Genomic DNA, 15,325 nt, shown 5'->3' on the forward strand with positions numbered 1-15,325 from the left:
CTTGCTTCCATTCAGCATATTGGTCTTCACATTCCTGACGGTGAGTTAAAATATCTCTTTTAGTTTTCTTAATACCTAAAAGACTATCTAAGGCTTCATCTAAATCAGAAGGCAACATCACTTCATGATTTTCATTTTCAAAAGCGAAACGATCATAATTAGTAGCGGCTTCAGTTACTAATTTTACCCAATCACGATTAGATAAAGTTTTTTGATTAAAAGCTCTTGTTACTAAAGTTTCTAAATGACTAACGGCGTGATAACTTAAACGGTAATTATTTTTTAACATAAACCATTTTAAAAAACCTGGTATTTCTTCTTTTTTAAAAGAATCAATTTGAATTTCTTTTTGAAAACGGCTTCTTAAAGCGGAATCAATTTTTTCTAAATGGTTTGTTCCACCCATTAAAATAATTTTCTTGTCACTTGTTTTAAAACCATCTAATTTTAATAATAAGTTATTGACAATATTTTGAGCCGTTTGATTAGCGTTTTTATCTTCGCGATTAGCTAACCCACTAATTTCATCAATAAAGATAATCGTTTTCTCATGAGCTTCAGCTTCTTGCCAAATCTTTTCTAATTCTTCGTTTCCTTCTCCTACATAAGTTTTATCAAAGCGAGAAGGGTCTAATTCAATATAATAAGCATTTACTTCACCACTTAAAGCTTCCATTAAATGACTTTTTCCTGTTCCTGGAGGACCATATAATAAAATTCCCATGGGTCTTAAATTGCGATAACCAATAATATGTTTGGGAGCGTTCAAAATAAGCCAAACCATTTTTTTTATATTAACTATAAAAAAATAGTTTGGCTTAAAACTTAACTTAAAATTGTATAAATCTAATGGAGCTCAACCAGCTCAACCACAGGAAAAAAACACCAAATTAAAATCTTTACTGGTTCCGTTTTAAATGGAAACTCAACCAGCTGAAGCTTATAAAAAAAATTAAACACTTTTTTGAACGAAAAAATATTTCTTTAGTTTGAAAAGATAGGAAATTATCTATTAATAGTTAATTCTTAAAACATAATTTTTAAAACTAAAATTTTTTAAAAAAATAGAACTCTTTACACTTAACAAATAAATAACTTTGATGTCTAAAAAAAAGAAAAAATAAGAGAATATGTTAATAATTTCAAAAACGAATTTGTTCAAATTATAAATTCTTGTTATTATTATAATGAAAATTTTTTAAAACCTAAAAAAAATAATTAATGCTCTATTAGGACTCGTTTTTTTTATTTAAAAACAAAAAAATTAAGACTCTCGTTTTGAGAGTCTTTTTTTTCAAGAGTCTTTTTTATACCTAAATTCAGATTAAAAGGAGGAATCGCAGCAAAAAACTTTTATTATTTGGGCCTTTTTAAAACCTCTCTTCATTAACTTTATCAAGGTTTAGAAGAGTTTAGCCTCTTCCGCCCTGTTAAACACCCTATTAAATATTTTAAATTTTCTAATATAAATTCATTTTAAAAAAACATTAAATAAAATTCAAAATAAATAAATAATTATTAAAAATAATTTAATTGATATAAAAAATATAGAAAAAGTTTGAATTATTAAACGTATATATAAAATTTTTATTAATATTAATTTAAATTATAAATTTATTTAAATAAATATTTATTTTATTAAAAAGTTTTTACTTAAACAAATTCAAAAATACAATTACAAATTTTAACTTTATCTTTGTAAGTCATTCCGTTTTTTTTTAGTTTTTCTTCTACACCTATTTTTTTTAATAAATAAGAAAATTTTTTTAACGATTCATAATTATTCAAATCTGTTTTATGAAATAATTTTTCTATCTTATCATTTTTAATAACAAAATAACCTTGATTATCTTTATATATATCGAATTTATCTTTATCATCTAAAGTAAATAATTTATAATTTTTGAAAAGATTATCATCTTTTGTAAAACTTTGATGTTTAATTAATAAATATTTTATTTCGTCTTTTAAATAATCTAAATTAAAATTATTCCACACAGAACAAGCAATAATAATTTGTTCATCAGCAAAATTATTCTTAAATAAAGATAATTTTTTTTCAGCATTTTCCAAATCCATTTTATTAAATAAAATAATTTGTGGTTTATCTAAAATTTTAGAATTATATTTTTTTAATTCTTCTCTTAATTGACAATATTTATCATAAATATTGTCATCAGAAGCGCCAAAAACATATATTAAAACTTTACATCTTTCGATATGTTTTAAAAAATTAATCCCCATTCCTTTTCCTAAATGGGAATCTTTAATTAAACCAGGTATATCAGCTACTGTAAAACTAAAATCTTTGTTATTAACAACTCCTAAAATAGGTTTTAAAGTTGTAAAAGAATATGAACCTATTTTAGATTTAACATTAGAAATAGCCGAAATTAAAGAAGATTTTCCTACATTAGGAAAACCAATTAAACCAACATCAGCTAATATTTTTAATTCTGTTCTAATAACTAAACTTTCTCCTAATTCTCCTTTTTCAGCAAAAGAAGGTGCTTTATTTTTAGAATTAGCCAAAGAATAATTACCACGGCCACCTTTACCACCTTTGGCAATAATTAATTGAGAACCATGTTGTACAATTTCGCCAATAAATAGATTATTTTCATTATTATAAACTAAAGTACCTAACGGCACTTTTATAAATAAATCAGGAGCTTTGGATCCATTACGAGTTTTATTTTTCCCATCACTACCGTTTAAAGCTATAATTTTACGTTGATACTGTAATTTAAATAAAGTATTCATACCTGAATCCCCTATTAAAATAACAGAACCACCTGCGCCTCCATTACCGCCAGAAGGACCGCCATAAGGAACATATTTTTCTCTTCTAAAAGAAACAATTCCGTTTCCGCCATTACCAGCTTTTACGAAATTTATTGATTCATCTGCAAAATTCATTTATTATTTTAGTAAAATTTACTTATTTTCAACAAAATGCATAGAAACTTTTTTCTTGTTTTTACCTTTTGTATATTTCACTATGCCGTTGATTAAAGCGAATAAAGTATGATCTCTTCCGATTCCTACATTATCTCCAGGAAATATTTTTGTTCCTCTTTGACGATAAATAATAGAACCTTTATGAGCGTATTGTCCATCAGATAATTTAGCGCCTAATCTTTTAGAATGAGAATCGCGTCCATTACGAGTAGCACCTACACCTTTTTTAGTAGCAAATAATTGAATATTTAATTTCAACATTATAAAAAAATACTCTCCTCTTTCGTAAAATAATTTTATTCTTCTTTTAAATATTTAGAATAAGTTTTGCTTAAATCTTTTAAAGTATATTCTAAATTCATTAATAATTTATTAATTGTGTCTTCAAATTTTAATAATCGCAGTGAAAAAAAACCTTCTTTTAGAGAATAACTAATATTTGAGTTTAATTCTAATAATTCAATAATATTTAAAGTCATTATAATAGCTGTAGAAACAGAAGCACAAACAATATCTTTACCTTTTGAAGAATATAAAGCATGACCTTGAATATTTATTTTTTTTATTTTTTTATTTTCTTTAATAAATAAAAATTTAATCATAATTGATAATTAATATCAAAAAATAATATTAGTGATCAATAGTTTAGTATATAATTGTCTATGACCTTGTTTTAAACGATATTTTTTTCTTTTTTTGTATTTAAAAACAATAATTTTTTTCTTTTTACCTTGTTTAAGAACTTTAGTTTCAACTTTAGCACCATTGATAAATGGTGTTCCCAAAATGCTTTTATTTTCTTTTTTATTTTCGATAGCTAAAACTTGATCAAAAATATGATTTTTATCTGCTTCAAGAGGTAATTTTTCTACAAAAATTTCTTGCCCTTGACATACTTTAAATTGTTTACTTCCACATTTGACAATAGCAAACATAAATAAATACCTATAACTCTTTCTAATTGATAATTCTTATTAAGAATAGTTTTATTAAAATAAATTAAAAATAATAAAAAAATAAAAGATATAAATAAATGAATTATTATTCACTTTTTTATAATTTACATATAATTATTATATATGATAAAATGAAAAAATATCTATTTATCAAAAACAAAATAATAATTTTTATTTAATTTATTTTTTATTAAGTTTTTCTTTATTTTCATTTCTTAGAACATAACGATTTTGTTTATGTTTGCTGCATTCTTCACTACAACTACCTAAATATTTTATTTCGTTTTCCTCATTACATAAAATTTGTTTATTACAATTGGGATTGCCACAATTAATATATCTTTCGCAAGGTGTTTGATCGAAAAAATCCCTTCCTACAATAACATGTTCTTTTTTATTTACTTTAGTCATTATTCTTTGATCAAAAACGTAAACTTGTCCATCAAATAATTTTCCTTGAGTTTCTGGTGCTTGACTATATTTAATAATACCGCCTTTTAATTGATAAACTTCATTGAATCCTTTGGATTTCAATAAACAAGAAGCTTTTTCACAACGAACTCCTCCAGTGCAATAAGTTAAAATTTTTTTATTTTTTAAAAGAGATTTATTTTCTTCTAACCATTTAGGAAAATCACGAAAATTATTAATTTTAGGATTAATAGAATTACGAAAATGACCTAAATCATATTCATAATCATTTCTAACATCTAATACAACTACATCCTTATTTTTTAATAAATTAAAAAAATTTTTAGGTTCTAAATAACTATTAGGATCGTTTTGCGGAAAAATATCTTGTTCTAATTTTAGAGCAACTATTTCTTTTCTTATTTTAATAGATAATTTAGAAAAAACATGTTTATGATAAAAATCTATTTTAAAATCAATATCTTCAAAACCTTCTATAGATTTTAAATATTTCATGTATTCATCAATATTTGTTTTTAACCCTGATAAAGTACCATTAATACCTTCTTTAGAAATAATAATTCTGCCTAAAAGATCTAATTTTTGGCAATATTTCAAATGATTTTCTTTAAAATATTCTGGATCTTTAATATTATTATATTTATAATATAAAATAATAGAATAAAGTTCTTTTGAATTTGACATTTCAAAAATGAAATAACCTCCTTTTTTTGATATGAAAAAAAATAGCTTAACAATAAATATAATAAATAACATATTATTAAATTATCTTATATTTTCGATATATTCTAATTCCGAAATATTTTTAAGTTTTGGTTTTAAACAACCAAGGCAAAGACCACATAAAACAAAATCAATTACAAAAGGTAAGATGCTGTATACATAAAAAGACATCTCAACAGTGAAATTATAACCCTCATATTTTTTCATTGCCGGAATATAAATGAAAAAAATAGAGAAAAAAAAGGATAATCTTATTAAGATCAACATCAATAAGAAAATAAAAAACATTTTTTTATTACTGCATTCATTTTTCTTTTTACTTAGGCAAAATCCGGAAATACTAATAATTATATCAGGAATTATATAATCTAAACAAATAGAACTAAAAATTTGAGTTTTACTAAATTTTAAAGAATTTATAATAAGTATATATTCAGAAAAACTTCGGTTTAAATGCCATATAGTATAAAAACAACAAACAATAAAAACTTTAATAAAACCTAAAAAATATCCTGCTAAAAAAAGAACAATTATATTGAAATGAGGTTTTTCTGCTACACCCCAAACTATTATTTTAAATTTAAAAATTTTATTAAATGTATAGTCAATAAGTATCGCCATACCAACAAAAAAAGATATAATAATAATTTTTTGCAAAATATTTTTTTTCATAAACAAAAAATTCCTATCAAATAAAATATATCTTTTTTTATATAAACGAAACTCAAAATTTTCTATATAAATAGATGAATCTATTTATATTTTAATTTATTTTTTTATTTTAAACAAATTTAAATTTTTATAAAAATATTTTACCAGCAAAAATAAATTCTAAAAAATAAACAAAAGAAGGGAAAAGTATAGAAACCCATACACCTACAAAAGAACCTACAAAAACTCCTAAACTAATTCCAGCTAACCCTTTTTTAAATCCTAACATAATAGAAAAAATAATAATCCCGATAAACATGCCTTTAAATATAATAAAAGTTTGTTCTTTTTCGCCTTCATAATTTTTTTCTTCTAATTGATATTTTTCTATTTTGCCTTTATCAAAAATATTTTTTATTTTTTGAAGTGTATCTCCATTTCGAAATATATTGCCATCTTGCCAAATTTTTCTTTCTTTATATTCATAAGAAGCAGTCAAACAAAAAAATAAAAAACCCAAAATAATTATAACAAAACGAAAATATTTATTATGATTAGAACAATTAGGAACAATTTTTTCTTTAAAAAATAAAATTATCTTTTTATATAAATTCATTAATATTTTTAAATCTCCTATTTTTCTGATTTTAACATCTTTTTTAAAAATAATATTCTATGAAATAATCGCTTTTAAATCAAAATGAAAAATCTTATAAGTTTCTTTTTTTAAAAAGTCTTCTGGCAATTCATCTAATAAAATTTGTTTTTTAAATGAAAGTAAATATTGTTCATGTTCTAAATCTTCTAAATTAGAATCTTTTAATAAAGTATTTTTATTCAATCCAAAATTATCGAAAACACCTGCTAACACTAAATCCCTTAATAAATTATTATTTAAAACTTTTTGACATCTATTTTTAAAATCATAAAAATCAACAAATTTTTTTTTATTTCTTTCATTTATTATAAATAAAACTGCCTCATCAGTTATATTTCTAATTAAAGTTAAAGGTAATAAAAGTTTATCTTTTAATAATTTATATTCAATATTACTTATAAAAATATTAGGGGGCACAATTTCTATTTTATTTGTATTTTTTATTTTTTTTAATAAAAATTCTGTTTCAGAAGGTATTTTTTGGCAATCATTTAAAATAACAGTTAAATAAGGAATTAAATAATGAGTTTTTAAATAAGCCATACGGTAACTAATTAAAGCATAAGAAACACTATGACTTTTATTAAAACTATAATTAGCAAATTTTAAAATATAATCATAAATTTTACATGATAAAAGTTCAGAATGACCTTTTTGGATGCTACGTTGAACAAATTCCTTTTTAATCATGTTTTCTTTTGTTTCTAAATTATTTTTATTAAGGATATATTTCATAAAAATTTCAGCTTCTCCTAAGTCATAACCAGCAAAAGAAAAAGCTATTTCCATGATTTGTTCTTGGTAAAGAATAATACCATATGTCTTATCAATAATATGTTTAATATAATTATTAACAGATGATTCTGATTCAGTTAATATATTTTTTTGTTTTTGTTTATTCAGGCAATAATCATCAACATAATATATTTTTCCAGGCCTATTTAAAGCTAAAATATCCATTAAATCTTCAAATTTTTGAGGTTTTACTTTTTGTAATATTTTTTGAGCCATAGACGATTCTAATTGAAAAATATATTTAGTGTCACCTTTATTTAATAATTGAAAAGTTTGATGATCATCTAAAGGAATATTTTTCCAACATATTTTATCTTTTTTATTAACATTAATTTTTGCCAAAATATTTTCAATTAAAGATAAATTTTTTAAACTTAATAGATCTATTTTAATTAAACCTATTTTTTCTAAATGATTAGCATCTAATTGAGTTTGATATCGAAAAGGAGAATTAATATTAGAATTAGATTGGATCGGCACATATTGAAATAAATTTTGATTACTAATAATAATTCCTGCAGGATGAGTTCCAATAGATTGAGGTATTTTTTCTAATTGAGATAAAGTTTTTATTTGTTTTTGATCTAATTTTTGAGTACCTAAAAATTCTTTTTGGTATTTAATATAATTAGTATTTTTAATGAAAGATTTGGTAGTTAAACTTTTAAATATAATAATATTAGCAGTATGTTCTGGTCCATATTTTTCATAAATATATTTTAAAATAACATTTAATTTATTATTAGGAAAATCTAAATCAATATCTGGCTTTTTATTTCTTTTAGAATTTAAAAATCTTTCAAACATAAGATTATAAAATAAAGGATCTACTTCTGTAATACCTAAGCAAAAACAAACTAAAGAACTAGGAGCTGAACCACGACCAGGACCTACAAGAATTTCGTTTTTCAAAGCATATTGAACTAGATCAAAAACAATTAAAAAATAATCTTCATAACCCATTTGTTTAATAATTTTTAATTCTTTTTTTAATCTATTAAAATAAATAGAAAAAAGAGGAGAAGAAACAGAAATTTTTTGTTTTAAATTAGAAACAATTATTTTTTCTAAGTATACAAAAGAACTCTCTTCTGATGATTGTTTGAACAAAGGCATTCCTAAGTCTGAAGGAAAATGTTTATTATATTGAATTTTATTTAAAAAAGTATTAAAATCAACAAAAAATTCCTTATAATCCCTATAATACGGCTGATATTTATTATCAATTTCTTGTTTATTTAAAAATTTAAAAGACATTTTAAAATCTTTAGAACAAGAATTTAACTTAAATAATAATTTATATGATTCTTTTTGAAAATTTTCTAAATAATTAGTTTTATGAACTGGAACTACTAAAATTTTTAATTTTTCGGATAAAAGAGATAAAAAATTAGAAGCAAACATTTCTAAAAAATCTGATTGCAAAGATAAACCAAAAAAAACAAAATTTAAATTATTTTTTAATTGATCAAAAATTTTTTCTATTAATAAAAAATCTGATATATTAGCGAATAAAAAATCAATATTGGACAAAACAAAAAAAAGATCTTTTTGAAATGTTTTTAAAACACTTAAAGTAATTTTTTTTTGTTTCGCTTTTATTAAATTAGATATTTGAATTAAATAATTAATACCTGAATCATTAAAAGCATAAATTAACAAGCAAATATCTTTATTTTGTCCTATAATTTCCTTTAAATTTAAAAATATTTTCATTCCTAAGATAGGTTTAATTTGGTATTGCCGACAAAGAAACAAAAATTCAACCATTCCATATAAATTTTCGTTGTCACTTAAAGCAACAAAATTATATTGATTGTCTTTAGCTTTTTTTATTAAAGATTCTAACGAAGGAATACTTTCCATAATGCTATAAAAACTTTGAAGATAAAAAATACTCATTATTTATAAACCTCATAACAAAATAATCTTGATTATATTTTTATTTTTGATAAAAATATTTTTTTATCAAAATTATAATTTTTTTAATTTTCTTTACTTTTTTTATTATTGCTAAAATGAGGAAATAAAATAACATCTCTAATATTAGCGGTATCAGTTAATAACATAATCAAACGATCTATTCCAATACCTAAACCACCAGTAGGAGGCATTCCATATTCTAAAGCATCAATAAAATCTGAATCTAATTCTTCAGCTTCGTTATCGCCTAATTCCCTTTGTAATAATTGTTGTTGGAAACGTTTAGTCTGCTCAATAGGATCATTCAATTCTGTAAAAGCATTTACCAATTCCTTACCAGCTATAAATAATTCGAATCTACCAACAAATTCTGGGTTATCAATAATTTTGTGTGCTAAAGGACTTATTTCAAAAGGATAATTATAAATAAAAGTAGGTTGAATTAAAATACTTGCTACAAATTCTTCGAAAAAAGCTGCTATAATATGACCTTTAGTATAAAAAGGTTTTATTTCAATATTATTTTGTTGAGCTATTTCTTTACATTGGTCTAAAGTCATTTTTTGATGAAAATCAATACCTGTTTTTTCTTTAATTATATCAACCATATCATATTTATTAAATTTATTAAAATCAATTAAATGGCCTTGATAATTAAATTTTAAACATCCTAAAACTTTCATACAAATTTCTTTTAAACAATTTTCGGTCAATGCCATTATATCATCTACATTAGCATAAGCTAAATAAGCTTCTATCGTTGTGAATTCTGGATTATGAGTTGCATCAATACCTTCATTACGAAAAACTCTTCCTATTTCATAAACAGCTTTCATACCACCAACTATTAATTTTTTTAATGATATTTCTGTAGCTATTCTTAAATAAAAATCAGATTCTAAAGAATTATGATAAGTAATAAAAGGTTTAGCTGCTGCTCCGCCAGCACAAGAATTTAAAATAGGCGTCTCTACTTCTAAAAAACCTCTATCATCAAAAAAATTTCTCATACACTTTATTATTTTAGTTCTTATAAGAAATTTTTTACGAGTATCAGAATTAATAATAAGATCAATATATCTTTTTTTTCTGATATATTCTTTATCTTTTAAACCTTTATATTTATCTGGTAAAGGCATTAAACTTTTACTTAAATGAACCAAATTAAAAACTTTAATAGTTAATACTTTAGTTTTAGTTTTAAATAAATAACCTGACACACCTATAATATCTCCTAAATCTGTTTTTTGATAAATTTGAAAAGATTTTTCTGAAATCAAATTTTTATTTAAATAAATTTGAATAGATTTATCAAAATCTTGTAAATTAATGAAACCTGCTTTACCTTGATTTCTATTAGTAATAATTCTTCCTGCAACATCAACTCTAATTTTATTTTTTTCTAATTCATCAGAATTATAAGATTCATATTGATTTAGCAAATCTGAAATATTATTTTTAACAACAAAATAATTATTAAAAGGTTCTACTTTTATTTTTTTTAATTCTTCTATTTTATCTTTTCTGATAAGATATTGTTCTATTTTTTTTTTTACACTCATAAAGTTCAATATTTTAACCTTTTGTCTGATTTTTTTTATAAAATGTTTTAGAATAAAATTGAAAAAAAATAAATTATAACAAAATATATTCAATTCTATTTACTAATAATAATTATAACATAATAAAATAATGATGCCAAAAACAAAGAAAATAAATAAAAAAAAGAATCTTTGAACAAGATTCTTTTTCAAAAATAAAAAATATTATACTTTTTTATACTGAATGCAAAAAATAAGATCATGAAATCTATTTTGATTTTTAAAAATAATATAAAAAAACCAATATATCTAATATTCGGTATCAAAAGCCAAAAGATTAAAATATTATTCTTTTTTTAATTTTAAATTATTTTCAGATATAGCCGCTTTATAAATATCAATCATTTTTGCCGCAAATATTTCTTGTTTATAATCTTGAATAGAATTTTGAGCTTGTTTGGAAATTTCTTGATATTTTTGTTTATTGTTACATAAATCATTTAAAATTTTAACAAAATCTTTTTTATCTTTATAAAAAAAACCATTTTTTCGATTTTCGATAACTCCATCTAATGCTTCATCATAACGAGCCAATACTGGCAAAGCCGAAGATAAAGCTTCAATAAAAGTCAATCCTTGAGTTTCAAATAAAGAAGCATTAACAAAAACATCTCCTAATTGGTAATATAAACCTATTTGGTTATTAGGAATGAAATTTAAAAAAATTATTTTATCTTGTAAATTTAGTTTTTTTACTTTATTTTGTAAATTTATTTTTTTCAGGACCATCCCCTAAAATTAAAAATTTACTTTTATTATTTATTTCATGAAAAGAAGCAAAATGATCAATAATAAAATCGATATCTTTTTCTTTAGAAAGCCTTCCTACGAATAAACAAACAAAAAAATTTTTTAAATCTAATTTTTCTTTTAAAGCATCTATTTTTTCTTTAGAAAAATTTTGAGGATCAAATTTATTTAATGGAATGCCACTAGGAATAATTTTATAATTTTGTTTTATTTTATAACGTTCCTCTAAAAAATATAAAGTTTTTTTAGTAGGAGCGATAACTATATCAGATTTTGAAATAAATTTTTTTAAAAGATAATCTAAATATTTAATTAATATTTTTTTTAAAATTTTAATCCAAAGAAATTTATTTTTTTCAAGAAAAAAATGATACATAGAATGCATTGTATAAATTAAAGGCAACTTTAATTTTTCATGAGCGTATAAACCTAATTTACCAACTCCTAATTCGGTATGAACATGAATAATATCTAAATTTAAAGCTTCAATTTGCGGTAAATATTTTTTATATTTAAATAAAAAACGATAATCTTTTAATCCTTTCAAAAAGACTGGTAAGCCTCCTTGTAATCTTATTATAAAAGGATCTTTTTCTATTTGTTTAGGGACTGCATTTAAAGTTATAATATAAACTTTATGACCTAGAGCTTCTAAACCTTCTCTAAGCGATTTAGTTGAAACAACAACTCCTCCAATACAAGGCTCCCAACAATCTATAAATAAACCTATTTTCATTATTATATTTATCTTTTCTGTATTTTTTTGTACTTAATAATATGATTTATATTAAATTAATATAAATCAATTAAATAAAAACAAAATTAATTTGTTTTTATATATATATTAATAAATTCGATTTTTAAATAATTTTATCTTTATTTTAAAAAATTTTATTTAAAAAAATTTCCATTAATTATTCTATATTAAATAATTTGTAATAGCAAACAAAATACTATAATTTTTAATTTTATTAAAATTTAATATTTATCAAAAAAAATAATTTAAAAACTTTTATTTTAATTATTTTTGAATTTTTTTATTTAATATTATAATTATTTATATTATTTTAATTAAATCTTTTCTTTTTTTATTTATGAAAAATTAAGATTTGTTAATTTTTATATTTTTATTTAAATTTTATTATTTTTTTAACTTTTAATTATGTTAAAAAAATTATCTTTGGTAAAATATTTATTGATAAACATTACTAATAAATTTTTCTAATTTCGAAGGATTAAATAATTATGAAAAAAATTTTAAATGAATCAAGAAAAAAAACAATTTTTTTTTATATTTGTTTAGTAATTTCAATTATAGCTTTATATTCAGGTATTATGTCAGCTTTTCATAAAGACTCTAAAAGAAAGTTTTTTTCTTTAGGTTTATTCACAAGACAAAATACTTTTTTTGTAAATTTAGTTTTATTTTGTCATTTTTTTAAAAAAAAAATAAATTCAAAATTTTTGTCTTATTTAGATTTTAATTGTTTTGTGAATTGTATTGTTGTTTTTATTTTTTGTTTTACGAAATACGAAACTGGTCCCTATTTCTTTGAACATAAATTATTACCTTTAACTTTTTGTTTTTATTATTTATTTATAGATCAAAATTTTATATTATGGAATGAATTTTATACCGGTTTTATATATGTTTTAACTTACAGTTTAATATCAATAATTATTTATTATTTTAAAAAAGATTTATTCCCTTATTTAAAAGAATGTGAACCTTATACTTTATTACAAAAATTGACTTTTATTTTTTCAAGTTTTTGTTCTATTATTTTATTTACTTTTTTCAAAAGTAAAAGACTTAAATGTGAATATAATTTGTGAATTGAATATTTTTAATAATAAATAATATCGAAATACTTCTTATAAAAATTTATTTTATTTTATAAAAATATATTAAAATTATTTATTATCACGTAAATCATAAAATCATTAGAAAAGGCTTTTTTTATACAAATGAAAAAATCAAAAAATAATTTAGATAATAATGATGTAGAGTGTATTGAAAAAAATCTTTTAAAATTTAAAAAATCAAATTCAATCAAAAAGATATTTTATGCATTTTTAATTCAACAAATAATTTGGCACTTAGTTTTAGCTTTCGTTTATTATAATAAACGAATACCTAAATATATTTATGCAGATAACGAACTAGAAAAAAATAATTTTTGGATTAAAATATTGAATTTAGGTTATAATAAAGAATGGTCAAACGGAACTTATGGATTTCCAGACTTTATTTGTTTAAAATTTTTTATTTTATTTTATGTAGGATCTTTTTTATGGTGGTATCTTATTACTCCTTACTTAATATATAAATATTTAAATGTAAAAGAAATCAATATTTTTGTTAAATCTTATTTAATAATTTTATTCATTTCTATCGTTTTTTATTTAGTTTTTCCTATTGAATGTTTAAAAGTTTTTCAAATTACACAAAGAAGCGAAAATAAATCATTAATAAGTAAATTAATAGATTTTTTATTATTTAAAACTTATGACTTAGATACACTTAGATTTAATAATTTACCTAGTATGCATGTATCTACTAGTTGGTTATGTTATATACCTTTTCGCAATACAAAAAATAATATTTCTAAAAAAATTGTTTGGTTACAATTTATTATGGCTTTTGGAGTTTTTATTTCTACTTTTGTCCTAAAACAACATTATATAATGGATGGAATAGCATCTATTTTTTTAGTAGAAATAGTTTATTTTGTTATTTTACGAAAAAATAAAAATAAAAAAATATAAATATTTTATTTATTATAATTATTGTATTTTTAACAAAAATTTTAAATTTCTTATTAAGTAAGTTAATTACGAATGTTTTTTTCCTTAGACAAATCATTATTGCATTTTTTTAAAAAACTCTTTTTTTAAAAAAAAATTAACTCATTTAACTTCAAATGTTATTAATTTTAATTTTTTTTACGATTAATTAGAGTTTTTAATTTTTACTACCTTCAAAAAACTATTTTTATAAAAAAATTGAATAATTCAAGGAAGTACAAATCAAAATGCTTGTGTAGAAGCTTTTTTTACTAATTTTAAATGTGAAATTGTTTATTTAGAAAAAAGGAAAATGATTAACTAAAGAACAATTAACTCAAATCGTTCACTCTTTTATTAAAAATTATAACACTCAAAGAAGAACGAAATATTTAAATTATATTTCTTCTTATCAATTCAAAAATCAAAAAGAAAACCAACAATTTCCTCTCAGATCATAATGAGAGCTTAACTTGTTGGTTTTCTTTTTGAAATAATTTATGGCCTGAAATAATTTATAACCATCAATGATAATAATTCAAATAATTTTATATTTTTACCAATAAAAAAATATTATGTAATTTAAATAATTATTGTCTGATCATTATTTTATTTTTAATTTTTTTATAAATTATTATTCGAAAATTAATTTTAAAAATTAAAAAGATCAATTGTAAAAATTGATCTTTTTTCATAATTTTTTAATATTTTTGAAAATTATAAATATAATTTATTTTTTTAATTTTAGAATATAAATAAATTTCATATAATAAAAATATGATAAATGAGATTGTTATTTTATCGTATAACCGAACTAATTGAGTATTTTGTAAAACTTTATTTAATGATGTGTTTCGAAATAGTCTTATTCTATACCACATATCTTGAATACTTTTAACTATGTTTAAATTAATCAGAGCATATATTATAGCTGAACCTTTATATCGGTATGTCACAGTCACTTTGTCTTTATATTCTGGGGAAAAGGAAGTTACTTCAGCTTGGGTTTTATCGATAATATTGATCTGAATTTTTATAATGTCTAATAAAGGATTTTTATCAATTATCGCTTGTTTAATCGTTTCTTC

Annotated in this window: 15 protein-coding genes and 1 pseudogene; 3 read left to right on the forward strand and 13 right to left on the reverse strand. The window is 20.9% G+C overall.

Features of this window, described 5'->3' with window-relative positions; all coding sequences use genetic code 11:
- From M8044_RS02000 to M8044_RS02055, 12 genes are all read right to left on the reverse strand, one after another.
- Nucleotides 1-784: ATP-binding protein (locus M8044_RS02000; protein WP_273585396.1), on the reverse strand; the 784-nt coding region annotated here is incomplete at its 3' end.
- 869 nt (nucleotides 785-1,653) lie between these two features.
- On the reverse strand, nucleotides 1,654-2,919 hold the full coding sequence (gene obgE, locus M8044_RS02005; protein WP_273585397.1) for a GTPase ObgE: 1,266 nt from the start codon (nucleotides 2,917-2,919) through the stop codon (nucleotides 1,654-1,656).
- 18 nt (nucleotides 2,920-2,937) lie between these two features.
- The gene (gene rpmA, locus M8044_RS02010) at nucleotides 2,938-3,225 is read right to left on the reverse strand and encodes a 50S ribosomal protein L27 (RefSeq protein WP_323805916.1); all 288 of its coding nucleotides are present in this window, start codon (nucleotides 3,223-3,225) and stop codon (nucleotides 2,938-2,940) included.
- A 32-nt stretch (nucleotides 3,226-3,257) separates the two neighbouring features.
- Nucleotides 3,258-3,563 carry a ribosomal-processing cysteine protease Prp gene (locus tag M8044_RS02015; RefSeq protein ID WP_273585399.1) on the reverse strand — a complete coding sequence of 102 codons (306 nt, stop codon included), beginning with the start codon at nucleotides 3,561-3,563 and terminating at the stop codon, nucleotides 3,258-3,260.
- 15 nt (nucleotides 3,564-3,578) lie between these two features.
- Nucleotides 3,579-3,896, reverse strand: a complete 318-nt coding sequence (gene rplU / locus M8044_RS02020; RefSeq protein WP_273585400.1) for a 50S ribosomal protein L21 — start codon at nucleotides 3,894-3,896, stop codon at nucleotides 3,579-3,581.
- Between the two features lie 201 nt (nucleotides 3,897-4,097).
- Nucleotides 4,098-5,033: a rhodanese-related sulfurtransferase gene (locus tag M8044_RS02025; RefSeq protein ID WP_273585401.1), complete on the reverse strand. Its 936-nt coding sequence runs from the start codon at nucleotides 5,031-5,033 to the stop codon at nucleotides 4,098-4,100.
- 81 nt (nucleotides 5,034-5,114) lie between these two features.
- Complete coding sequence (locus M8044_RS02030; protein WP_273585402.1) at nucleotides 5,115-5,744, reverse strand: hypothetical protein; 630 nt, start codon at nucleotides 5,742-5,744, stop codon at nucleotides 5,115-5,117.
- A 127-nt stretch (nucleotides 5,745-5,871) separates the two neighbouring features.
- On the reverse strand, nucleotides 5,872-6,339 hold the full coding sequence (locus M8044_RS02035) for a hypothetical protein (RefSeq protein ID WP_273585403.1): 468 nt from the start codon (nucleotides 6,337-6,339) through the stop codon (nucleotides 5,872-5,874).
- 57 nt (nucleotides 6,340-6,396) lie between these two features.
- The gene (locus M8044_RS02040) at nucleotides 6,397-9,078 is read right to left on the reverse strand and encodes a PHP domain-containing protein (RefSeq protein ID WP_273585404.1); all 2,682 of its coding nucleotides are present in this window, start codon (nucleotides 9,076-9,078) and stop codon (nucleotides 6,397-6,399) included.
- An 83-nt stretch (nucleotides 9,079-9,161) separates the two neighbouring features.
- Entirely contained in the window at nucleotides 9,162-10,661 is a 1,500-nt protein-coding gene (gene lysS / locus M8044_RS02045) for a lysine--tRNA ligase (RefSeq protein ID WP_273585410.1), read from the reverse strand.
- Nucleotides 10,662-10,985: 324 nt separating this feature from the next.
- Entirely contained in the window at nucleotides 10,986-11,429 is a 444-nt protein-coding gene (locus M8044_RS02050; protein ID WP_273585405.1) for a glycosyltransferase, read from the reverse strand.
- On the reverse strand, nucleotides 11,398-12,186 hold the full coding sequence (locus M8044_RS02055) for a glycosyltransferase (RefSeq protein WP_273585406.1): 789 nt from the start codon (nucleotides 12,184-12,186) through the stop codon (nucleotides 11,398-11,400). Before M8044_RS02055 ends, M8044_RS02050 begins: the two co-directional genes overlap by 32 nt.
- 509 nt (nucleotides 12,187-12,695) lie before the next feature.
- Here M8044_RS02055 and M8044_RS02060 point away from each other — a divergent pair.
- From M8044_RS02060 to M8044_RS02620, 3 genes and pseudogenes are all read left to right on the forward strand, one after another.
- Complete coding sequence (locus tag M8044_RS02060) at nucleotides 12,696-13,286, forward strand: hypothetical protein (protein WP_273585407.1); 591 nt, start codon at nucleotides 12,696-12,698, stop codon at nucleotides 13,284-13,286.
- A gap of 132 nt (nucleotides 13,287-13,418) precedes the next feature.
- On the forward strand, nucleotides 13,419-14,219 hold the full coding sequence (locus tag M8044_RS02065; protein WP_273585408.1) for a phosphatase PAP2 family protein: 801 nt from the start codon (nucleotides 13,419-13,421) through the stop codon (nucleotides 14,217-14,219).
- 350 nt (nucleotides 14,220-14,569) lie between these two features.
- Nucleotides 14,570-14,698 (forward strand): annotated as a pseudogene (locus M8044_RS02620) (IS3 family transposase); the annotation flags it as partial.
- A gap of 240 nt (nucleotides 14,699-14,938) precedes the next feature.
- On the opposite strand, the gene M8044_RS02070 reads toward M8044_RS02620, so the two are convergent.
- The coding region (locus M8044_RS02070; RefSeq protein ID WP_273585409.1) for a hypothetical protein at nucleotides 14,939-15,325 on the reverse strand (387 nt) is incomplete at its 5' end.

Source organism: Columbia Basin potato purple top phytoplasma (genome assembly GCF_028595955.1).
In the GTDB taxonomy this organism is placed as follows: Bacteria; Bacillota_I; Bacilli_A; order Acholeplasmatales; family Acholeplasmataceae; genus Phytoplasma.